Origin of the sequence: Acidisoma sp. L85 (assembly GCF_009765865.1) — a bacterium.
GTDB lineage: Bacteria > Pseudomonadota > Alphaproteobacteria > Acetobacterales > Acetobacteraceae > Acidisoma.
Map to the genome: position 1 here is coordinate 1 of NZ_LMUQ01000035.1, position 22,683 is coordinate 22,683.

At 59.9% G+C, this 22,683-nt stretch carries 18 protein-coding genes and 2 pseudogenes; 6 read left to right on the top strand and 14 right to left on the bottom strand.

Annotated features, from left to right (window positions below):
• Window positions 1-177: 177 nt before the first annotated feature.
• A pseudogene (locus GSQ83_RS09040) lies at window positions 178-570 on the bottom strand (hypothetical protein); the annotation flags it as partial.
• A gap of 513 nt (window positions 571-1,083) precedes the next feature.
• On the opposite strand from GSQ83_RS09040, the pseudogene GSQ83_RS31165 reads away from it, so the two are divergent.
• From GSQ83_RS31165 to GSQ83_RS09050, 3 genes and pseudogenes are all read left to right on the top strand, one after another.
• A pseudogene (locus GSQ83_RS31165) lies at window positions 1,084-1,692 on the top strand (NAD-dependent epimerase/dehydratase family protein); the annotation flags it as partial.
• A gap of 59 nt (window positions 1,693-1,751) precedes the next feature.
• Window positions 1,752-2,102: a hypothetical protein gene (locus tag GSQ83_RS30420; RefSeq protein WP_254065579.1), complete on the top strand. Its 351-nt coding sequence runs from the start codon at window positions 1,752-1,754 to the stop codon at window positions 2,100-2,102.
• Between the two features lie 538 nt (window positions 2,103-2,640).
• Window positions 2,641-2,949, top strand: a complete 309-nt coding sequence (locus GSQ83_RS09050; protein ID WP_158802567.1) for a putative quinol monooxygenase — start codon at window positions 2,641-2,643, stop codon at window positions 2,947-2,949.
• Window positions 2,950-3,223: 274 nt separating this feature from the next.
• Here GSQ83_RS09050 and GSQ83_RS09055 read toward each other — a convergent pair whose 3' ends face one another.
• From GSQ83_RS09055 to GSQ83_RS30865, 8 genes are all read right to left on the bottom strand, one after another.
• Window positions 3,224-4,576, bottom strand: a complete 1,353-nt coding sequence (locus GSQ83_RS09055; protein ID WP_158802568.1) for an FAD-dependent oxidoreductase — start codon at window positions 4,574-4,576, stop codon at window positions 3,224-3,226.
• Between the two features lie 27 nt (window positions 4,577-4,603).
• On the bottom strand, window positions 4,604-5,857 hold the full coding sequence (locus GSQ83_RS09060; protein WP_158802569.1) for an LVIVD repeat-containing protein: 1,254 nt from the start codon (window positions 5,855-5,857) through the stop codon (window positions 4,604-4,606).
• Between the two features lie 15 nt (window positions 5,858-5,872).
• Entirely contained in the window at window positions 5,873-6,703 is an 831-nt protein-coding gene (locus GSQ83_RS09065) for a carbohydrate ABC transporter permease (protein WP_158802570.1), read from the bottom strand.
• 5 nt (window positions 6,704-6,708) lie between these two features.
• Window positions 6,709-7,659, bottom strand: coding sequence for a carbohydrate ABC transporter permease (locus tag GSQ83_RS09070; protein WP_158802571.1), 951 nt, complete (start codon window positions 7,657-7,659; stop codon window positions 6,709-6,711).
• Between the two features lies 1 nt (window position 7,660).
• Window positions 7,661-9,106 carry an extracellular solute-binding protein gene (locus tag GSQ83_RS09075; RefSeq protein WP_158802572.1) on the bottom strand — a complete coding sequence of 482 codons (1,446 nt, stop codon included), beginning with the start codon at window positions 9,104-9,106 and terminating at the stop codon, window positions 7,661-7,663.
• Window positions 9,107-9,139: 33 nt separating this feature from the next.
• On the bottom strand, window positions 9,140-9,982 hold the full coding sequence (locus GSQ83_RS09080; RefSeq protein WP_216850012.1) for a sugar phosphate isomerase/epimerase: 843 nt from the start codon (window positions 9,980-9,982) through the stop codon (window positions 9,140-9,142).
• Window positions 9,983-9,998: 16 nt separating this feature from the next.
• Window positions 9,999-11,021 (bottom strand): zinc-binding dehydrogenase, encoded by a 1,023-nt coding sequence (locus tag GSQ83_RS09085; RefSeq protein WP_158802573.1) that lies wholly within the window; start codon window positions 11,019-11,021, stop codon window positions 9,999-10,001.
• A 185-nt stretch (window positions 11,022-11,206) separates the two neighbouring features.
• Window positions 11,207-11,335: a hypothetical protein gene (locus GSQ83_RS30865; protein WP_256367220.1), complete on the bottom strand. Its 129-nt coding sequence runs from the start codon at window positions 11,333-11,335 to the stop codon at window positions 11,207-11,209.
• 203 nt (window positions 11,336-11,538) lie between these two features.
• On the opposite strand from GSQ83_RS30865, the gene GSQ83_RS09090 reads away from it, so the two are divergent.
• Entirely contained in the window at window positions 11,539-12,588 is a 1,050-nt protein-coding gene (locus GSQ83_RS09090) for a LacI family DNA-binding transcriptional regulator (RefSeq protein ID WP_158802574.1), read from the top strand.
• 112 nt (window positions 12,589-12,700) lie between these two features.
• Here GSQ83_RS09090 and GSQ83_RS09095 read toward each other — a convergent pair whose 3' ends face one another.
• From GSQ83_RS09095 to GSQ83_RS09115, 5 genes are all read right to left on the bottom strand, one after another.
• A complete protein-coding gene (locus GSQ83_RS09095; protein ID WP_254065580.1) occupies window positions 12,701-13,714 on the bottom strand; it encodes an alanine racemase in 1,014 nt (337 codons plus the stop codon).
• A gap of 125 nt (window positions 13,715-13,839) precedes the next feature.
• The gene (locus GSQ83_RS09100) at window positions 13,840-15,267 is read right to left on the bottom strand and encodes an aldehyde dehydrogenase family protein (protein ID WP_158802576.1); all 1,428 of its coding nucleotides are present in this window, start codon (window positions 15,265-15,267) and stop codon (window positions 13,840-13,842) included.
• Entirely contained in the window at window positions 15,264-16,535 is a 1,272-nt protein-coding gene (locus tag GSQ83_RS09105) for an ROK family transcriptional regulator (RefSeq protein ID WP_158802577.1), read from the bottom strand. Before GSQ83_RS09105 ends, GSQ83_RS09100 begins: the two co-directional genes overlap by 4 nt.
• Window positions 16,536-16,541: 6 nt before the next feature.
• Window positions 16,542-17,303 (bottom strand): SDR family NAD(P)-dependent oxidoreductase, encoded by a 762-nt coding sequence (locus tag GSQ83_RS09110; protein ID WP_158802578.1) that lies wholly within the window; start codon window positions 17,301-17,303, stop codon window positions 16,542-16,544.
• Window positions 17,304-17,396: 93 nt separating this feature from the next.
• Window positions 17,397-18,869: an APC family permease gene (locus GSQ83_RS09115; RefSeq protein WP_216850013.1), complete on the bottom strand. Its 1,473-nt coding sequence runs from the start codon at window positions 18,867-18,869 to the stop codon at window positions 17,397-17,399.
• A gap of 89 nt (window positions 18,870-18,958) precedes the next feature.
• Between GSQ83_RS09115 and GSQ83_RS09120 the strand changes: the two genes are divergently transcribed.
• A complete protein-coding gene (locus GSQ83_RS09120; RefSeq protein WP_158802580.1) occupies window positions 18,959-19,909 on the top strand; it encodes an ornithine cyclodeaminase family protein in 951 nt (316 codons plus the stop codon).
• Window positions 19,910-20,380: 471 nt separating this feature from the next.
• The gene (locus tag GSQ83_RS09125; RefSeq protein WP_158802581.1) at window positions 20,381-21,433 is read left to right on the top strand and encodes an aldo/keto reductase; all 1,053 of its coding nucleotides are present in this window, start codon (window positions 20,381-20,383) and stop codon (window positions 21,431-21,433) included.
• The last annotated feature ends 1,250 nt before the right edge of the window (window positions 21,434-22,683 follow it).

The window sequence follows — 22,683 nt, forward strand, 5'->3', positions numbered from 1 at the left end:
CTCTGGGCACTTCCGCCCGCGGCGCCATCGCATGACTGCCAGCCGGTATCGTGCCATGCGTGAGAGAGCCTTGAAGAGTTGGACACAGGTGACGTGTGCCCGAACCGCCGGATGACCGCTCCCGCTGCCCACCGGCTCAGATGTTGCTCAACCCCCACCAGTTAACGTGACAATCCCCGAATAGAGCATGCGTGCAAGGCTCGAGATTGTCGTCAGGCTGCCCACCGTCGAGCGCGCGTTGGGCGTGCCGCGTTGCTGCTGCAGCGCGACCGCTGGGGGCAGGCCATCAATGCTGTCGACATCCGGCACCCCTACCTGATCAATCAGCCGGCGCGCGTAGGGTGACACTGACTCAAAATACCGGCGCTGGGCCTCGGCATAGAGCGTGCCGAAGGCCAATGAGGATTTACCCGAGCCGGAGGCGCCGGTGAAGACGACCAGCCGGTCGCGCGGGATACGCACGTCGACGTTTTGCAGATTGTGTTCCCGTGCGCCGCGCACGACGACAAAGCCCAGTGACCCGCCCGCGGTCTGGTCGACCCGTATTGTCAAAGCTGTCCGATCCGTCATTACACCAACGAGCTGAGAACGGTGGCTGGCTCCCAAGTGTCGTTTTCCTTAAATCATGATAACTTCAGAGTGAGCAGCGTCAATGCTTTAGCCCTAATTTTCCTTAGGCTATGATAATCCCGTTCTTTGAAAGTGAGAATGACAGCGAAGTCGTGTGTCGGGTGAAGCTCCCCTTCTCTGCTGGGAAGATAGCACGCGGTCATCGGAAGCTGACGTTCCTTCGGAACGGCTCTGTCACGTTGGTAAGCGTGGCATCTGCCGACCTCACCGTGTCGGTTGACGCGACACCTCGGCCCGATTGTTCAGATGTCGGCTTTGCCGTTGCTCGACGCTGGGCACGAGCTCACGTTTGGCTGCGCCTTAGTCTGATGAATTACTGGATGGCGAACCCCGGCCCAAACCTGTCATTTGGTTCCCTTCCACCCAGATGATTTGAACCACTCCGTAGTCCTTATGCTACAGGTAAAAAGACCCTTTTGTGTCGGGGTCTGACACGAGAGCACGGAGCACTTCATGTCACGCAAAATCATAGTCGCTGGCGCTCAAGGCGTGATCGGCCGAGCCGCGGCGATCCGCCTGGCAGCTCAGCCCGATACGCAGATCGTCGGCTTATCGCGACGCGAACAGGCCCCAATCCCGGATGTTGAGGCTGTCTCGGTCGATCTTATGAACCCCGAGCAGGTTAGGGAACGCTTGGGCGGCGTCCGCGACGTGACCCATGTCGTGTTTGGCGCCTACATCGAGCGTCGGACCGCGGCGGAGAAAGGCAGCTTCAATGTCGCGATCCTGCGTAACCTCCTGGATGTCGTCGAGGAGACATCTCTGGGCCTGCCACACGTCACACTCTACCAGGGCGGCAAGGCATACGGCGCGGACCTTGGGCCGTTTAAGACGCCGGCCCGTGAGGATGATCCCCGGCTGATGCCGCCCAACTTTTACTATGGCCAGGAGGATCTCCTTCGGGAGCGGCAAAAGGGGAAGGCGTGGGCCTTCACGGCGCTTCGCCCGGAGGCCGTTTGTGGCTTTGCGGTCGGCATCCCGATGAACCTTCTGATGGTGATCGCGGTCTACGCATCGATCTCTAAGGAACTTGGACTTCCGCTGCGCTTCCGGGGCACTGAGGCTGCTTATCGTGCGCTCTATCAGGTGAGCTCGGCTGATATCCTTGCTGAGGCAACCGATTGGGCCGGGATGGCGACTATTTCTGGTGGCAGCACATGTGGCCGAAGATTGCGCAGATGTATGGCATGGACATCGCCGACCCGGTGCCGATGCTGCTGGCGACCTACTTGGCCGACAAGGCGCCGGTGTGGGACCGAATGGTGGCGAAGTACAAGCTTCGGGTCATTCCCTACGGGCAGGTCGCAAGTTGGCCGTTCGGTGATATGATCTTCGGCAGCGGCTTCGACAACATCACCAGCACGATAAAGGCGCGTGTAGCAGGCTTCCACGTGTGCATTGACACAGAGTATATGTTTGCGAAAGAATTCCGGCGGCTGGCTGATAGCCGCGTCACCCCTCCACTTCGGTGAGGCGGGCGACCTGTCCACCCCATGCCGATGCTACACGCTCGTTTCTCCAGGATCTGGACGGCGTTACCACTGGGCTATTGGCTGTACCATGGATGAAGGCATCGCGGGTTTACAGCGAGCGGGAACGCCACCTCGATCCTATCAAGTTCGGCTCCCACCAGCCTTAGCGGGCCCACGCCGGCAATTACTTTTTCTGAACGTCTTCGCCCCGGAGGCGGTTTCGGGAAGTCTGCCAGTGCCGGTCTACGACCATATGAGGCCGGGAGCCGAGAGCGCCAAGGGAGTGGCTATCGGACTTTCGCACCATACCTCTGCACAGGCTAGACGAGTGATATACTGCGGCTCAGTCGATAAAGCATGATCTCGACTTTTACACCAACACTCACGAGCCGAGCCGGTTGGGGTGCAAAGGAGGGAATTGCGTTAACGTGGGCTCTCCAGAGGTGTATAGGATGCTTGCGCCCAGAAGAATGAACCTGGACTCGTGTCGAGCATCGTTCCACCGCCGCCGAAAGCAATCTAGGAACAGGAGAGCAAAATGACAAGGTTCGCCCTTTACGTCCCGCTTCAAGCCAAGCCCGGTAAAGAAAACGAAATCGCGGACTTCCTGCGGTCAGCGGTTGCATTGGCGAACGCCGAGCCCGGGACGATCACGGGGTATGCGATTCAGGAAGGCCTTTCCTCTTTTGCTATATTCGATACATTTGATGACGAGGCTGGACGCGATGCACATCTCAACGGAAAGGTTGCGGCTGCGTTGATGGAGAAAGTCAAAGCAGGCGACATGTTCGCCAACACACCGGAAATTCATAAATTGGAGATCATCGCCGACAAATCGCCCAAGTAAAGGGGCGGGCGCTAGGATATGGCGCCCGTTCGCAGACATTGACCGCATGCATGCGGTCAATGTCTGCGGCCGGAACAGGCCGCCCCACAGCGCTCTCAAATTGCTTTCGGACTAGGGTCTTGTTGAACGGTCACCCCGAGCCAACGGAAAATTCCGTAAAACGCTCGGTCCGGATCGCTCCGATCATGATTGTCGCGCTTGAGAGCCGCTCCGGCGGGTCTCAGTCTATACGGCGGGAGGTCGCCGGCCCTACTGAAGCGCTTCAACTTAGTTCTCAGTCAGCGGGCGAGCCGAGTGTGACGCCCAGTGCGCGCAGCCGATCCTGGATCTCCGTGATGTTCACGGCGGACGGCATGATGCCCGCCGCGGCTGCATTCGCTGCGGCAATCGCGGCCGCTTCACCAGTCATGGCGCAGGCTGGGACATTGCGGGTCGAACCGAAGGCGATTTCATCGACCGAGATGCAGCGCCCCGCGACCAACAATCCCTCTATCCCCTCAGGAATTAGGCAGCGGAACGGAATACCGTAGCCTTCGCCGACATTGTCCATGATCGCACGGTCACCGCCCGGTTCATGAACATCGACTGGCGAATTGCACAAGCCGATTGCATCGTCAAAGCGGGCCTGCCCGCGCACATCCGCCTCCGTCAGCAGGTAGCGACCAAGCACACGCCGCGTCTCGCGAATGCCGAGTTTCGGCGCCACCTCCAAGAAGATAGAGTTCTCGAAGCCGCGTACGTAACGCTTGAGAAAATCGAAAGCGCAGTAGGCCTGCTTGCGGATCTCGATCTCAGCGCGGGATAGCACCCGTTCGTCGAGCCCGCTCCCGTGGAAACGCGTCACATTCACGCTGATCTCACCGGGAATGAGCCCAGTCTTCATCGTGATGTGGTTCTTCGGCACGATCCAGTCAAAGCCGTCCGCTTTTGCACGCTCGATCCGCTTGGTGAAGCCGGTAAGAAGCACCGCCATCACGTAATCCTCATTGCGCGGCCCGGCATTGGCCGGGGCTACGAGTTCCCAGAGATCGTCAGCATCCGATTTTGCATCTGCGATCAGTGCCGGGACATCGACATTCAACAGCCGGAAATACGATGTAATCGGCTGTACGAGACCGTCGCTCGGGCGCCCGACCATGACCTCAGCGCCGGCCAAAGCGGCAACGTCACCGTCACCCGAAGCGTCAATGAAGGTTTTTGACAGCACGAGCTGCGCCCCAGATTTAGTCATGATGATGAGGCCAGAAAGGCGGTTATCCTCTTTGACGACATCCGTGACCTGTGCTCGCAGTAGGATCTCGATCCCTGCTTCCTCGATCAGCTCAATGATAACGCGCTGCATTGTCTCCGCATCGAAGGCTCCCGTGTAGCGGCCCCAATAGGATTCTCGCACCGTTGGATCTGCGCCCTTTAAAGCGGCGCAGCGATCGATGAGCTCCTGAAAGATACCTGCGTTAATGAGGCCCGTAGGCTTAGTCAGCCGCCCGCCTGTGACCAAGCCCCCGAGCACACCGCTACCCTCCAGCAACAACACGCGGGCACCCTCGCGCCCTGCGCGGATCGAGGCGACCGTGCCCGATGCTCCCGCGCCGACCACGACGACATCGTAGGAACCGAAGAGTTTCATGGAGCGCCCTTACTACTCATAGGTGTTTTAACCAAGATATTCGATGATGGAGAGGCCGGCATTGTAGTCGGTGACGTAAGCGAGTCCTTGAGCATCGACGAAGATGTCGCAGCTTTGAACGACCCGTGCGCGGTTCGGTCTAGGATCAACGATGCGCGTCGGGGGCGCCGGAACCAGGGCCGCGACTTCGTGCGGCTGATAGGCATTGCGGATGTCGAACACCCGGACACCAGCATTCTGATAGGTCGTGAAAATGAGATCCTGACTCACGAAACTTCCGGGCCGATTCTCGTGCAGATTGTGCGGGCCGAAATGGCCGCCCATGCCGATGTAATCAGCATCCGACGGCGTCGGGAAGGTTGCGATTGAAACCGGGTTCGTGACGTCGCGAATGTCGAAGACCCAGATCAGCTTGAGCCCGTCCTCCTGATGATCCAGCACCGCTTCGTCGAGCACGATTAGCAGATTTCGCTCGGGGAGCGGCAGCGCGTTATGCGTGCCGCCGCCGAAGGGCGGTGACCAGTTGCGCCGGGTAATGAGTTTTGGGCTCGTCCTATCTGCGATATCCATGATTACCAAACCGGCATCGCGCCACGCGCCGTAGGCCGTGTCGCCCTGCACGATGGCATGATGCAGCCCGTATTTGCGATCGGCGCCCCAGTTCGGCGTTTCGCCCGCGGCGATATTCATTCCCGGCAATGCGTAGCTGCCGGCGGGACGCGGATCGGCCGGGTCGGACATGTCGACGGTCATGAAGATGAAGTCGTTATATCCGTCGAGCAGCGCCGAGACATAAGCCCAGCGGCCGCCGACGTACCAGATGCGATGCACGCTGCCCGGCACTCCCATGAAGCCGATCCGTCGGGGCTTGGCGGGGTCGGCGAGATCATAAACCGCGAGGCCGCCCGTCCAGTCCCGCACGCGGCCGGCCGATGCCGTGCCGAGGGCAGTGCCCGCCGCCGCCTGATAATAGCTGCGCTCGTCGGCGAAAGCGGCGTCGGCGAAGACATCCTTGCCGTTGATGACGAGCAGCAGGTCGTCCGCCACCTGCAGATGCACGTTCCAGGTATTCGGCGGCGCCGCCACGTAATCCAGCGTCTTCGGCGCGCGCGGGTCGCGCACGTCGACGACAGTAAAGCCCTTGGAAAACAGATGGCCGATATAGGCGAAGCCGCGATGCACCATGATCTGCACGCCGTCGCCGCGGCCGCCCTGATCGCAATGACCGACCAGCCGCATATTGCGCGCGAGATTGGGCTTCGGCAGGTCCTGTTGAGGCATGAGAGGCTCCCTTGGCTACTTGACTGCGCCGAAGGACAGGCCCTCGACCAAGCGGCGGCGCAGCACGAGGGTCATCACGAGGATCGGTGCCACAGTAACCGTCGCGGCCGCCGTGAGCTGGCCCCATTGCGTGCCATACATGCTGGTGAATTCATTGAGACCGACCGGTGCCGTCTGCACCTTCGAGCGTGTGAGCGTAAGCGCGAACAAGAATTCGTTCCACGACAGGATGGCAGAGAGCAGCGCCGCCGCGACGATGCCAGGCACTAGCAGCGGCAAGACGATCACCCGCACCATGGCGAGCTGCGACAAGCCATCGACCATGGCGGCCTCTTCGATCTCGAAGGGAATCTGCTTGATAGAGCTGCGCAGCATCCAGATCACCATCGGCAGGCTGAAGGCCGCGTAAGGCACGATCAACACTGGATAGGTGTCCGTGAGGCTCAGGCGGGCGGATAAGATGAAGATCGGCACCACCGAGACGGCGGGTGGGAACATGATCGTGGACAGGATCCACGTCGCCGCCGCGCGGCGGCCGCGAAACCGCACACGTGCCAGCCCATAGGCCGCCGGCACGCCCACCAGCAAGGCAAGCAGCGTGGAAGCGACGGTCACGATCAGACTGTGCAACAGCAAGACACCGAAATTCTGCGAGGCATAAGTCTTGCCGGTCAGTACCGAGACGAAGTTGCTCATGGTCGGTCGGAAAACCCAAACCGGCGGCAGCGTCTGGCTCATGTCGGCGGGCTTGACCGCGGTCACCACCATCCAGACGATCGGAAACAGCGTCAGGGCCAGGATCGCCCAGAGCGCCAGGCGCAACAGGAGCGGGGCAAGCTTGCGCATCCTGACTAATCCTCAAGGATATCCGTGCTCTTGGCGAGCACAGCGAGCAGGCGGGACATCACGAAGGACAGCGCGAAGAGGAAACAGATGCCGAGCGCCGAGGCGGCGCCCACATCGAAATCCTGCAAAGCAATGCGATACATGTCGAGGGTCAGCAGAGTCGTGCTGGTGCCGGGTCCACCCCCGGTCAGCACATAGACCCCGGCAAAGGTCTTGAAGGCCTCGATCGCTCGCAGCACCAGCGCGATGGCAATGAAGGGCCGCATCAGCGGCAAAGTAACGTGCCAGAACAGGCTGAGCGGTCCGGCGCCATCCACCACCGCGGCCTCGCGCGGCTCCTGCGGCACGCCTTGCAGCCCGGCAAGCAGGATCAGCGCAACGAAAGGCGTCCACTGCCAAACATCAAGTGTGATGATGGAGATCCAGGCGGTCAGTGGATTAGCCAGCCAATCGACCGGATCCCCCATCAGCCCCCAGCTTTGCAGATAGAAATCGACCCAGCCATAGACCGGGTTGAGCAGCTCGCGGAAGATCAAGGCCGAGACGACGGGAGCCACGCCCAAGGGCAGGATGAACAGTGCGGTGAGTAGATTGGTCTCGCGCATCTTGCGGTTCAGCATCAAGGCCAGGGCCATGCCGAAGACGAGCTGGATGCTGACCGCGAGTGCGACGTAAAGCGCCGTCGCACCCGCATCTGACCACATCTCAGGGTCGCCCAACACCCGCTCGAAATTCTGGATGCCGACGAACTTCGTGCCCGGACCGAGCAGATCGACATGCTGGAAGGCGAACATCACCAGATAGATCGTCGGCACGACGCTCATGATGAGCAGCACTATAAGAGCCGGGGCAAGCAGGCCCCAGCCCGTTAGCGCGACGCGATGCCGCACCCAATAGCGCGGCGGCGGCGGCCCTGTGATCGCCCCGCCCGCGGTTGCCGCGCCTGGGATTGCCATGTCAGCCCGGGGTGTAGCCGGCCTGCGCCAGCTGCGTTTTGACCTGCGCCGCCGCCTTGGCGAGCGCCGCTTCCGGCGTCGTCGCGCGACGCGCCGCGTCGTTGACGGCGACCCAGATCGAGCGATCGACATCCGAATAGTTCTTTAGCCGCGGCCGGCCGACGCCATTCTCCAACGATTTTCCCAGCACGGGATAGAAATTGCCGAATTTCTGCGCGTAGCTCGGATCCTTCGCTGCTACCTCATAGGCGGAGCGCCGCGTCGGATGCAGCTGCAGCGGCAGCATGGCGGCCTGTGACGCTTTGCCGGTAAGGAACTGGATGGTCCGGTACGCCCATTCCTTGTTCTTCGAAAAGGCATTGACCGACAGCATCATGGCACCGAAATGCGGGCCATACTGCACCTTCTTCGGCACCATGGCGTAATCCATCGTGCCATGCACGGAGGCGTTCAGCGTCTCGGTGTGGTAGTTCATGCTCATCGCGACGAGGCCGGTCTCAAACTCGGTCGCCGCCGTATCCCAGCTCGCCGAAGTCGTGCCAGGCGGCGTGACCTTGTACTTGTTGATGAGATCAACATAGAAGGTCAAAGCGGCGACGCCTTCAGGTCCCGCAAAGACCGGCTCGAACTTGTCGTTGATCATATAGCCGTCGCCGCCGAAGCTCGCGAGCATGGTCTTGAAATCGTCGGTCGCCCAGTCACCAGCACCTGCCATCAATGTGGTGCCCCACAAGCGCTTGCGCGGGCGGGTGAAGAAGCTCGCGACCTGAACGAAATCATCCCAGGTCTCCGGCACGGCGAGTGGCTTGCCGTATTTCGCCTGGAACGCGGATTTATTGTCCGCGTCCTCGAACAGATCCTTGCGATAGGACATGGTCAGTGCATTGGCCTGGATCGGCAGGCCGTAGATTTCAAAGCCGCCTTGCTTGATGGCCTTAGCATCGACATCGCCCGACTGCGACCAGTGCACCGTGCTCGCGCTCGGCTTGAAGACGGCGGTGTCGTAGAAGACCTTTGGAATGAAATCGGTGAGGTCGAATTCCGCGGCATCGGTGAGATTGCTATCGAGGATCATGTCGGTGATCGGGTGGATGTTGTCTATGACCGCTGACATCCAGGGCGCATCGACGATGACGATATCGTAATAGGCGCTTTTCGACGCGAGTTCGGCAAACACCTTCTGCTGCAACGCGTTGTACGGCATCGTATCCATGGCAATATCGATGCCGTGCAGGCTTTTGAACTGCGGCAGCAGCGTCTTCACCGCATCCGAATCCGCTTCGACCGTAGCATAGAGCATCGTGAGCTGGCTGGGCTTCGCTGCCTGCGCGCGCGCCAAATAGGGGCGCCCCAGCACGGTCGAGGCGGTCAGCAGCCCGCCCACAGCGGCGACGCCCGATTTTAGAACGCTGCGGCGATTAGTGTGCGCAAGATTGCTTGTTGTCATGACCGTTCCCGAGTTTTTTTGCACAATTGGTGTTCAGCCGAGTTCGCGCTCCAGGGCCTTGAGGTAGGAGAGGGCGCGGTAAGCGTAACTGTCGGGATCTCCCCGACGGTTGTTGAAGCCGATTTCCATCGTCAGATAGCCGTCATAGCCGATATCCTTCACCGCCTGCAGAACGCCGCGCCAATTCACCTCGCCGTCACCCGGCGCCAGACGATCCGTGTCGGCGAAATGGACATGGGCGAGATGCGGTGCCATCGCATAAACGTAATCCGACGAAACCTCGTTGCGATACATCACGTGATAGGTGTCGAACATGACCTTGACGTTTGGCTCGCCGGCCGCGCGCATCAACTCTAGCGCGTCGTCAGCGGTTTCGATCAGGTTGCTATCCGCCGAGGTCGGTTCGACGACAATCGTCACCCCGCGGGTCGCGGCATGCCGGGCAACCTGTGCCAGACACTCCGTGCTGCGCTCGAAGCCTTCCTCGCGGGTCGTACCGAAGACCAGCCAGCCGGCGATATACAGAACCAGCGGCGCCCCGAGGTCCGCCGCAAGATCGACAACCTCCTTGTAGTGATCGAGGGTCGTCTGGCGCTCCTCGGCGAGTGGAGAGGCGGCGTTGTTGCCGGGACCACCGCCCGGCGCCGGCAGCAGGCTGACGGGTGCGAGGCCTTCGGATTGCAGAACGCCACGCAATTCGCGCCGCCGCGCCGCCGAAAGATGCGCTGGCCAGGCATGGGGCGCGGCACAGCCGATTTCGATACCGTCATAGCCGATCCGGCCGAGACGGCGGATCACGTCCTCCAGCGGATAGGAAGGAACCCAGACAGGGAAGCTTCCATAGACCCAGGTATTGAACGCATATTTCATCGGCATGATTCCGCGTCATCCTTCACGGCATGAGGAAGATGGCTTTTTCTGTTTGCCGAGCGTCGAACATCCGGAAGGCTTCCGCCGCATCATCGAGATCAAAGGAATGGGTAATCAGCTTCTCCACCGGCACGTGGCGGCTCATGATGCAGCGCAGAATCTCCTCGTATTCGGCGATTCCGAAATACCAGGAGCCGATCAATGTGAGTTGCTTGCGCAGAAATTGGTCACTGGGACGGATCGTGGTTTCGCGCGCCTCGCCGATGAAGGCCACGCGGCCAAAACCGCGCGTCGCGTCAAGCGCGGCGTTCTGGGCGGCGCCGTTGCCGGAACAATCGATCGCCGCATCCACGCCGAGGCCGCCGGTCATGTCCCTCAGCGTCTTCACCACCTCTGGGTCGGCCCCTAATACGTGATCCGCCCCCATCTCGATGGCGAAGTCCCGTCGGGCCTCCAATGGATCGATGGCGATTACCCGTGCTCCCAGCGCCTTTGCCGCCAGGATTCCGGCGCTTCCCATCGGCCCCAGGCCGAAGATCGCGAGGGTCGTATTGCCATTGACGCCGAGTTTCTTGACCGCGCTGTACAGCGTGCCGAAAGCATCAGTCGAAACGCAGGCCGCCGCGAAGGACATCTTATCCGGAATCCGCATGCAGTTGCGCTCGGGCACACGGAGAAATTCGGCATTGCCGCCATCCATCGTGAAACCCAGGCATTCCCAGGTGGGGCACATGTGGAAATTCCCGGCCCGGCAGGCGCAGCAATGGCCACAGCCGACCGCGAGATGGATCGCGACGCGATCGCCCGGGCGCACGAAACTCACGCCGTCACCAACTGCCTCCACGACGCCGGAAGGTTCATGGCCGGTGATGACCTTGCCGGCGCGGTCACCACCAACGACGGCGTTGCCGTAGTAGAGGCTGAGGTCGCTGCGGCAGATCGCCGAGGCCTTGACGCGTATCACGACCTCACCCACGCCGGGCGTCGGCTCGGGAAAAGTCTCGATGAGCACGCGCTTGTCGCCAGGTAAAAGCACGCCCCTCATGATTTGCTCCTCGCTTCGGGCGGCTCGGTTGCGGCGCGCGCACCGGGTGCCGGGGAGGCGCTCACGGCATCCGCGCAGAACAGCGCCGACCGCGGTGTCGCCGCGCCGCGCCCGGCGGCGGGGTTCATGTCCGGCCACTCTGGTTCAAAGGCGCCCGCCATCCTCATGCACAGCAGACACATGTCTCAGACCTCCTCGGCCAAGCGGCTGCCGAGACCAGGGACGCAGTCGCGCGGACGGTCGATGCCGAGGTCGACAGAGCAGGCCGCTGTATCCGACGCGCCCAGCTCACCCCAGCGGATCTGATCGGCCATAATCCTCCCCTCCCTAACTTTCGAAGAGTTAAGGGTGATTGCGGCTTATATTGCCGACGTAATCGATTACCTGCTACATCACCCCTGGTTCTGGCGAATGTCAAGGGTTCTCATCGCCCCGGTGCAGGTTGGTTGGCCCGTAGGAGTAGCGGCGCGGGAGCGACCTTGGCGGCGCCCATCGCGATGACCGGAGTGGTGAAGGCATGGCGACGATCCGGGATGTGGCGCGCATGGCGGGAGTTTCCACCGCGACTGTGTCTCATGTTCTCAACGAGACCCGCAGCGTTCTGCCCGAAACCAGGCAGCGCGTGCAACGCGCGATCGCGACCCTGAATTATCGCCGCGATGGCATCGCTCGCAGCCTGCGGCGCAGCAGCAGCGGCACCTTGGGCCTGATCGTCTCCGACATTTCAAACCCGTATTTCGGCGACTTCGTGCGCGGCGTCGAGGATGCCGTCTATAGCCGCCCGGACCAGTACAACATCATCCTGTGTAATACGGATGAGGATGCCGAGAAGGAACGCACCTATCTCGATGTGCTGCGCGAGCGCCGGGTGGAAGCTATCATCATGGTGCCGGCCGGTGGCAATCACGACTACCTTCGTGATCTTGTGGGCAGCGGCATGCCTGTCGTCTTCGCTGATCGCTATCTGACGAATGTCCGCGCCGATTCTGTCGTGGTCGATAATCGCGAATCGGCTCGGGCGATTGTTTCACGACTGACCGAGGTCGGCCATCGGCGGATCGCTGTCATGCGCGCCAGCCTCAATGCCAGCACCATTGAAGATCGCATGACCGGCTTTGCCGATGCCCTGGCCGACGCCAGCATCGTGGCCGATCCTGACTACGAAATCTCCAGTCGCTCGACGATCGAGGATGCGCATCGCGCCGGTCTCAATCTGCTGACATTGCCACGGCCGCCGACAGCGGTATTCTGCGCGAATAACTTCATGACGCTCGGCTTGATCCAGGCACTCGCCACACTTGGGCTGCGGTGTCCGCGCGACCTGGCGGTGATTGGCTTCGATGATTTCCCATGGGCTAGCGCATTCCACCCGCGTTTGACTGTAGTGTCACAGCCCGCTTACGCGGTCGGCCGTGAAGCCGCGTCGCTACTATTCGCGCGCATCAGTGGTCAGACGAAGGCGGGCCCAGTCCGCCATGTGTTGAAAGCGAAGATCCTTGTCCGGGACTCCTGCGGCACCGCTAAACGTGCGACGGAGCCATCGCCGACTGGAGGCTCGCTTAGCTAGGAGCCAGCGATCTTTGACCCGAGCCTGCGCTGGCGTGATGATTCTCCGATGAGTGAGTTGCAAAGGCTACCAATGTGAGTCTTGTGAGGCCCTTATCTAAGCCACTAGGTCTTCATAGACTGTGCCTCATAGCATCAACCTCGATGCGCTCAACAATTTGACTACCACGGGTGCCGTAGACTTCGGCCTGCAGATCCATCCAGACGCAGACATGAACGGGGACCAACCGAACACGTTGACCCACCCGGAATCGCTCGGCTGCGGTCAGTAGAGACAATACCCCATGTTCCTCAGAAAGCCGAGTGACCTTGGCAGCGTTGTCCTCTACCAGAAGTCCATAGCCGAAGGCGGAGTCTCGCGTAACCGTCAACGTTTTGCTACCGGCATCAATCGTCAGGCGACTGTTGTCGACACTGACGATGGTCGCTAGAGCCGTCACTGCCATAGCATCACGCGCGCAGGCGAATAGCTCAAGCGTTCGCAGGTCGTTATAGATATAGGTTCCTGGCCGGATCTCCGTGATGCCATCCTCTGGCCGAAAATAAGCCGCTGTGATTGTGGAGCCCGCGGAGATCACTTGGACATCCAATCCCGTGCGCTCGACATCCTGTCTCACCGCTCCCATTGTAGCCGCCTCCTGACGAGCCACTGCCGCGATGTCGGCGGCTGCCGTTACGTCATGGACCTGGCCCGCGTGCGTCATAATGCCCCGAAACTCAAGTCCGTGCGACTTCGCGATCATATTCGCAAGAACTACAGCACGTTTCGGCGCGACGCCGACTCGATGCATACCAGTATCGACCTCAACCAGAACCGGGATCACTCGACCGACATGCTCTGCAAACTCGATGTAGGATTCAATGACGGCTTCAGAGTCCGCGGCGAGAGCGACATTAGCCAGTCCCATCACGGAGCCGAGCCGCTCAAACTTCCTCTTTCCGACAAGGGGATAGGCAATCAGCACATCTCGAACACCGCCCTCGATCATTGCCTTGGCTTCGCTCACCGTAGCGGTACAGATGCCGACCGCGCCGGCCACGATTTGACGCCGCGCGAGTGCCACGCTCTTGTGGGTCTTGATATGCGGTCGGAGCGCGAATCCGTTTCGCGCGGCGAACTTAGCCATCCGGTCGATATTCGCCTCGACGATATCGAGGTCCACTAGAACTGCCGGCGTATCGAGCGCCGCGCTATCGAATGCGATCGGTAAGTCTGTTTCACGTGATAGTGGCAGAGGGAGATCGACGGCGGTCACAGCGCAACCACCGCCGTCTTGATTTGACCAAATCCGCGGAGACCCTCGACACCCTTTTCCCGTCCGAAACCTGAGCGTTTGAATCCACCGAATGGAACCTCCACTCCTCCCGACGCGCCATAGGAATTTACAAACACTTGCCCCGCGACGACTTGTTGAACCATCCGGTGAGCTTTCGCCAGGTCGCTTGTCCAGACCCCCGCAACCAACCCGTAGTCCGTACAATTAGCCAGTTCTACTGCCTCGTCCAATGTCCGGAAGGTCGTGACCGCCAGTACGGGTCCAAAGATCTCATCCTGGCCAAGCGAGCTCGCCGGATCGACCCCGTCTATCAGTGTCGGCTCGTAAAAAAAGCCTTTGCCAAACTTCCCTCCCGAAAGCATTCGGCCTCCTGTTTTGACGTCGGCGTTGGCACGTCCTGATTCGACGAAAGCGTGGACACGCGCCCGTTGAGCCGCCGAGATGAGTGGGCCAAGATCGGGGTCTTCGAAGGCCGGTCCTATGACCATGGCAGCAAAACGGGAGACAATCCGATCGACCATCTCTCGATGCACCGCCTCATGGACTAGCAAGCGCGCGCCGGCCGAGCAGGTCTGCCCAGCATTTTGCAGGATAGAGTTGACGATTACCGGCACCGCGCGATCGAGATCTGCATCCGCGAAGACAATGTTCGGCGACTTACCTCCGAGCTCCATCGTGACCGGCACCAGGCGCTCAGCAGCCGCGTGGCTGATCGACCTGCCAACCTCGACTGAGCCGGTAAACGAGATGTGGCCAATGCCGGGATGCGTGACCAAAGCGGCGCCAGCCCCCTCGCCAGTGCCTGTGACAATATTCAACACGCCAGGAGGTAGTCCCGCCTCTATCGCTAAAGTGCCGAGCTGCAAAGCTGTCAGTGGAGTTTCCTCCGCTGGCTTGAGCACGCAGGCATTGCCCATCGCCAGCGAGGGCACGACCGATCGCGCCATGATCGACATGGGATAGTTCCACGGCACTATGTGGCCAGTGACGCCATGCGGCTCCCATCGAGTGTAGATGAGCGTATCATTGTTGAGAGGAATCGTCTCACCGCCGAAGGTCTCGATGGCACTCGCGTAGAAATCAAAGTAACGGGCAGTTATTTCTACGTCTCGCCGCGCTTGGCGGAGCGGCTTCCCTGTCTGCCGTGCCTCGCTTTCAGTGAGCAATGGTAGATCCCGCAGTACGAAATGGCCGATACGGCGAATAATGGCCGCCCGATCGGCGACAGACCGATTGCGCCAACCAATCGAGGCGGCTTGAGCGATCACCACTGCGTTCGCCACCTCAGCGGGACTACAATCGGGGGTTTCGGCGAAAACCTCGCCGGTCGAAGGATCGACAACATTGATGGTTGCGCCGCTAGTCACAGCTTCTCCGCCGACCAAGGCCGCAGTTTGTCTCATGGACGATGCTCCAGAATGGCATCAGGCGGCCTAGGCCACCTGATGCCGGATTCGAGTTGGTGCAGCCGTTGCCTTATCCAAGCGTCGGCGTAATGAATCGAAGAGAGGATGGCTCCAACCACCACAGCATTTTCGCCGATTATGCTCGGAGCAACCGCAACACCTGTGGGCAGATGGGGGCGAAGATGGGGCTCAAGGGTCGCAAAACCGCGTGCGAGTCCGCCGCCCAAAACGATCCCTGCCGGATCGCAAAACCGATGAAGACGGATAATCAACTCCGCGATTTCCTGGCCGGCCCAAGCAAGCACTGAATCCGCAACCTCGTCCCCTGCATCTGACGCTTTGAAAAGAGATTGGCCGTCGGTGACCCGACCCCGCCCATCGCGCCGACGGTAATCCTCGACCAAACCATCGGCGGTCAAGCTCGCGCCTAAGGTTGAACTTGAGACACCGCGCCGCGGCGTGCTAACGGGCCAGCCAGCTATTCGTCCGAAGCGCCCGTGAGCACCACCCATCGTTACACCATCCACCACCATTGCGGCACCGATCCCGGTGCCAATTTCGAGCACGACGACGGACTGCGCCCCAGGGAAGGTTCCCGTGCTACTGGCTTCTGCAAGGGCGGCAAGGTGATCGTCCTGCCTTACCAAGGTGCCGCAACGCAGTTTCTGTTCAAGAAGCTTGCGAAGCTCGAGCCCCTGCCAATTGTGGTGTCGCGGAGGGTTCTGAAGTGTTCCAGTGACTGGATCAACGGCAGCTGCAACCCCGATACCGACTCCGGCAAGAAGGTCCAAATCAATCTTCAGGCGGCCCACGAGGAACCGGACCTCGTTTGCTATACCGGAGGCAAGATCGCGTCGAATGGTCTCTGTCCGATGTGCGCTCGAGGTTAAGATCTTCCCCGCTGATGAAGCGATTGCAAAACGGGACGTCTTGTTACCTATGTCGACCCCGGCGACGAGCACGCCTTGATCACGCAACCGATACATCACCGCCGGCCGGCCTTTCTGGACACCATCCTGTCGCGCCGGGAACTCATCAACAAGACCGAGTGCAAGCAGATCTGAAACGAGACGATGGACCGTCGGCATTCCGAGATTGACCATCCGCGCGAGGTCCGAGCGTGATAGCGTGGCTGCATGACGCAGAACATCCAATAGACGAAGCGAGTTGCTGATACGCATATCGGCAGGTACGGCTGGCAAGTGGGCGAAGTCGTCGCGCGCACTAACCATCTTAAGACGTTCTTTAGCAGGCTCCTTTTTCATCGGGCGCTACTTCGCGGTGAAGCCTCCGTCGAGCACAAGACAAGAGCCGACCGAGAATGAACTCGCGTCACTGGCGAGAAACAACGCGCCCTGGGCAATTTCTCTCGCGTCAGCGACCCGCATGATGGGTGCCCAGCTGGCTTGCGCCGCGGCGACTTTCTCAGGCTCGCGGCTATTATCAATTTCGGCCTGCAGGAGCGGCGTCCGCGTCACGCCCGGGCAAAGGCAGTTCACTCGAATGTTGTCCTTGATCAGGTCTAGGGCGATTGACTTAGTGAACATGATCACGGCGCCTTTACTCGCATTGTAAGCTGGCGATTCGGGCACTGCGACGATCCCCATTTCCGATCCGAGCGTGACAATCCTGCCCCCACCGCGTGCTTTCATGGGAGCTATAGCGTGCTTCACTAGCGTGAACATGCCCTTCACGTTTGTCGATATGACGGCATCCCATTCCTCCTCAGTCAAATGCTCGATCGACATCACGCTGGTGATCCCGGCGTTGCACACAAGAATATCGAGGCCGCCGTTTGGTCTTGAGGCTACCTCTACCATGCGGGCAGCGTCCGACATCGCTCGCACGTCACCGGCGATGCCCGTGACCTCACCGTAGGCCGACAGTTCTGCGACTGTGGCGTCCAGCAGCCGGCCGTTTAGATCCGCTACCGCTACCTTCGCGCCTTCCTCAAGGAAGAGCTGGGCAATCGCCTTGCCGATGCCAGACGCGCCACCGCTGATGAGGGCGTTCTTGCCATCCAGTTTCTTCATGCTTTGCTTCTTCATGCGACGGCTAAAGAGCGAGATCCTGATCTCGCTCTCCAGCATGTTGAGCCGGGCTGCCTTCTAGCAGCTAGATCGAAGTTAGGCGACGTCTTCGAGGTGCGGTTGTGCATCGCCTTCCATGAACAGCACTCTTCCGAGTTGATGGAAGAGTGGCGAGCCGCTCCTCTGCAACCAGACTCCCCACAAAGCCGCCGCGACCACGACCGCAAGCACAATGATCGGGAAAGATGTCATGGGCTCCGCCGGCCAGGGGTGGATATTAAGCCAGATACCCACGATAAAGATAGCGGACGATACGATCGGGAATAACACGTGTACGACTGGGGAGAATTCAGAGGGATAAAACTTTCGCACAAAGACAGGTAGCGCGACGTTGGTGAGAACATAGACCGGTAGCATCGCGATTGATGATAGATAGCCAAGGTCGCCAAACGCGTTGATGGGCCCCCACGCCATGCCGGCGGCCAATCCGATAACCAAGGTAGCGATCGAATACGAAATTATTGCGACATGTGGCGTCTTGTGGACCGAGTGGGTTCGTCCGAGCGCGCGGGGCAACAGTCCATCGCGGCCCAAGGCGTAAAGGACGCGGAAGTTCGCTGTGTGGATGGCGAGCAGAACTGCGATAATTGCGGAGAAAGCGGCTAGATCGATCACGACGCCATACCAGGGCCCGATATAACGTACAGCCAGGTCGCGCAAAGGCTCAGAAGAGGCCGCAAGTTTGTCTATATGCTTCGCACCAAAGCCGACGACGACCGCGTACATGGCGAAGGAGAACCAGAGGCCCGCGAGTGTTACCGAGCCGACCAGCGCAATCGGAAGGTTTCGCCGAGGATTCCGTGTCTCTTCCGCGACTGTCAAGCAGGACTCGAAGCCGAAGAAGGCGAGCACAATGAATACGAATGCCTTTCCAAGTCCTCCCCACCCGTGGATTGCCTGCGTCGGGGTGAAGGCGGCAGGGATTTGGCCGCCATCACCGCCTCTAAAAACAACCAAGAGAAGAAGCACCGCGGCAACAGCCACCTCCGCGATCAGGAAGGCGATGCCAAATTGCATTGATGCGTGAACAGAATACCAAGCCAGGAGACCAACCAGGAGCACAATCGCAATCATCAAGATCCACCAGGGGACATAGACGCCGAAGTCACTCAGCAGTGCCTGACTAACGAAACCGCCGAACAGATTGGTGTTGAGAGGGCTTTGCAGCACATAGGCGAAGAGTAGTACCATGCCGCAGGCGAAACCGGCACGGTTACCCAAACCCAGTGTGATGAATTTGTAGAATCCTCCCGCCGATGTTACGCGGCGCGCAAATTCGGCAATCGTCACCGCCATCAGAGCAATCCCTATGGTGCCGAGAAGGAAAATGAAGGGCGACGCTACCCCGGCCTGGCCGCCGATAAGCGACGAGATGAAGATCACCCCGATCGTTGGCGAGATAAAGGCGAGCGACATCGCCAACGCGCTTGGCAGTCCGAGGGCGTTCCGTTTGAGATCGTTGGTGCCCGTTGGAGCGGCGGAAAGAGGGGTCAGACCAGCCTGCTTCATCATTGCCTCCTATTATTTTTTAACGGTAAGAAAAGAACTAGCTTGATGTCAATCGATAATCGACCCTGTTCATGACCCCGGAGGAAACTATGCCCGCACCGCTGTTGCTCACGCGATCTCAGGTTCGCCAAGCCATGTCCGCAGCGAACCTAAACGAAGCTGTTCGCCAAGCCCTGTTGCTGCGGGCTGAGGGCAGCGTGGCGCCGCCGGTTTCCGGACAGATTGCGCTGCCTGCGGCCCTGCTACACCTCAAGGCCGGAGCTGTGACGTCCCCTGCCACTCTCTCCGTCAAGGCTAACCTTCGCCCCCACGGGAAAGCGGCGACTGGATTGATAGTCCTCTTCGATGTGCAAGGCGCCGCAATCACCGCGGTAATGGATTCGGCCGACATCACCGCAGCGCGCACGGGCGCCCTGGCCGCAATTGCCGCAGATTGCCTGGCGCCCGCCGCGCGAACGCTCACTATATTGGGAGCGGGTCCAGTCGCGCGTGCGGCGCTCTTGGCCGTAACTTCCCTGGTGCCGATCCGCAGCATTCACGTTTGGAGCCGCTCACGCGCCAAGGCAGAAGACCTTGCACGTAGTTTACCAAGACCCATCGTTGTCGATGACACGGCCAGCACCGCGGTGCGTGACGCGGAACTCGTTATCACTGCAACGCCCGCAAGGCAGCCTTTGCTGGAGGCGTGCGATCTCTCCTCTCACGCCGTGATCCTGGCTATGGGGGCGGACAGCCCTGGCAAGCGCGAGATTGGCAAATCTGTCTTGGCTCAGTCCACCATCGTTGTCGATCAACGCGAGGACGCACTCAAGGTCGGCGAATGCGCATATCTTTCATCGGAAGGAATCGAAACTGGTCTAATTGAACTGGGGGATCTTCTTGCTGGTCGCACTTCTCTTCCTGAACGCAGACTAAATAGTCGAGACTTCGTCGTGTTCGATTCTGTCGGTTCAGCTATCGTCGATACATTGGTCGCAAAATCGATCCTAGCCGAGGCGATCCGCTTAGACATCGGTCTGAGACTTGCATTTGATGCCTGACGCCGATTCGATCATTGCGGACAGCAAACCGAAGACGAATCACTCCGTGATGTGCGCCCCCTATCTCCGGACTACAAAGGTAGCTCTTTCCTGCCAGTTCAAAGCTATAGCCCCGCATGATATCGACCGCGAGCCGGGCATGAAGGGCCGGTGCTCCTCCTGGAAATTCTGCCAAACTGTCGGCATATCTCGCAGCAAGACGCTCGATGACACAATGGAAAATAGCTACCTCGCGAGGACGGGCTCACACGGCCCACCAAGCTAGTCCCGAGCCGTAAGTCAGATAGCGCTACGTCGCCGAAGAAATCATATCCTGCGGCTACCTTCATCATCCAACCTTGTGTAGAGTTCTTGGCCGGGAGCATGCAGAGACAGGGAGGCACTCGGCTAGCCACCCCGTTCGACGCACCGGGAGCGCGTTGCTAGGACGAACGTCTAATTCCACCACCCAATCACTCAGTGAGACATGCAATGGAATATCGCCTACTCGGCAAATCGGGTCTAAAAGTTTCCGCGATCACGCTCGGGACGATGACGATGGGAGGAGGGGGGAATTTCGCCAAGGTCGGCAACGTCGGCCTGGATGAAGCAAAGCGTCATATCGATCTTTGCCTCGACGCCGGTGTAAACCTCATAGATACCGCCGATGTCTATTCCGCGGGAGCGTCGGAAGAGATCGTCGGCGATGCGCTCGGCGGTCAACGAAAGAACGGCGTGCTCATCGCGACCAAGGCTCGCTTCACCATGGGCCCTGGACCGAACGACAGGGGACTCTCACGCTATCATCTCATGCGCGCCTGCGAGGCAAGTCTCCGGCGTTTGAAGACGGACGTCATCGATCTCTATCAGGTTCACGAATGGGATGGTCAGACGCCGCTGCAGGAGACAATGGAAGCTCTCGACCGACTCGTTGCTCAAGGCAAGGTGCGCTACATCGGTTGCTCGAATTACTCCGGTTGGCATCTGATGAAGGCACTTGGCGTCAGCCAAGTGGATCATCGCGAGCGTTTTGTTAGTCAGCAGATCCACTACTCGCTCGAAGCACGCGAGGCTGAGTATGAATTAGTTCCAATCTCGATCGATCAAGGTCTGGGTATTCTCGTTTGGAGTCCCCTCGCCGGCGGGTTGTTGTCAGGGAAATATCGCCGGAACCAGGCAGAGCCGGAAGGAACAAGGCGCCTCGCGGGATGGGTCGAACCGCCGATTCGGGATGAAGAGCGTCTTTGGCGCATCGTTGACGCACTCGTGGAGATCGCGCAGAGTCGGGATGTATCGGTGGCGCAAGTGGGGCTCGCTTGGACGCTCGGTAGAGCCGGTGTAACATCGGTCATTATCGGCGGGCGGACAGCGGAACAGCTGAAAGACAACCTCGGCGCCGCCGACGTGACCTTAAGCGTGGAGGAGCGCAGCCGCTTGGACGCCGTGAGCGCGCCACCCATCCTTTATCCCTATTGGCATCAGTTGCAAAGCGCCAAGGAGCGTTTAGGAAAAGCGGACCTTTCTTTGCTCGGTGCCTATATCTGAGCACAGCATGTTGAGAAAACCCCTTCACCTGCCCGAGATTAAACTCGGGGGGTGGGTAATGAGGCCAAGCTTCGCTGCCTACAAGCGTGTCCGTTCCTCGATACTGCACTAGGCGAAGACGCAGTTGAAAGCCCGGCAACGCACCATGGGCTTGGGTGGTCGTCAGGTGGAACGGATCGGCTGGGGCGGCAGTCGCGGGTGGAAGGTTTGTCCTACCGTTGCTGCGACAGTGTTGCCGGATAGAAGCTGTCGACCGTGCGCTCCAGCCGAAAAAGTTTGGGGCTGACTGGTTTGGTAACGAACAGTCACGCGGTGGCCCGAGGACTTCCAGAAGCCCGAAGTACGCGATCGGCCCGGTCCTCGTATCTGAGACGGGATCATTGGACACGTACTTTGATGACCCTCTGTCGGTGATGTCGGTGTGCAGCCGAATTACATGAATGCACCCAATCCGAGAGCCTTCCCATTCTAGTCCAATCGGCTGCTGTACTGTCGCTCAGCTGACGAACCGCCCGGGACGGAACTTCGCTAGCAGGGGGTGCTGTGTGCCGGCCATGTCGGCAAATGGCTGGCGGAGTCCACCATCCTGCAATCTCGCGTCATTGCTTGAAGGAGGGAGCCCTCTGCGCACCCTCCACCCGAAGCCCTGATCCACAGGTAGGCAACGAGCTCATTCCAACGCGATGGTCAATCGGAATGGCCGGCCGGTAGAGCGATGCTCCAACTGGCGCCCTCCCCTCCCCCGCCGCTTCCACACGCTTCTGTAGCGACACTGCCGTCTGCGCAGCGCGCTTCCTCAGCGAGCCGGCAGCTCAACCAACAAACGAACGCAGCACTAGTCACTGAACCGGTTGGGCGACCAGCGAGTCAAACGTCACGCATCGCAAGACCGATGGGTTGCTCGTTGTGCCCTCTTCTTGTCCGCATCGCTGAGCTCGGTGACGCCGACTCACGACTATGGAAGCAGGGGCTTGCCTGATGCCCGGGCACGGTAATTATAGAATACAGTCCGTCGGAAAGTGGGATAGTTTCTAGACATTCTAACCTGTCTTTATAAGACTGCAAGTATGCTGTCGTCAGACCGACGCACTGTTACGGTGACTCTGTGCCCTTTGTCTGTACTCATCTATGGCGTCTCTGTTAGTGCTAGGAGGCCGTTTGAAAATGCTTGTGGCGGCTCGGGGAGGGATGATTCAAGCTCGGGATGTGGACCCGAGAGAACCGAGGCCGGATGGCCGAAATCGCGCGCA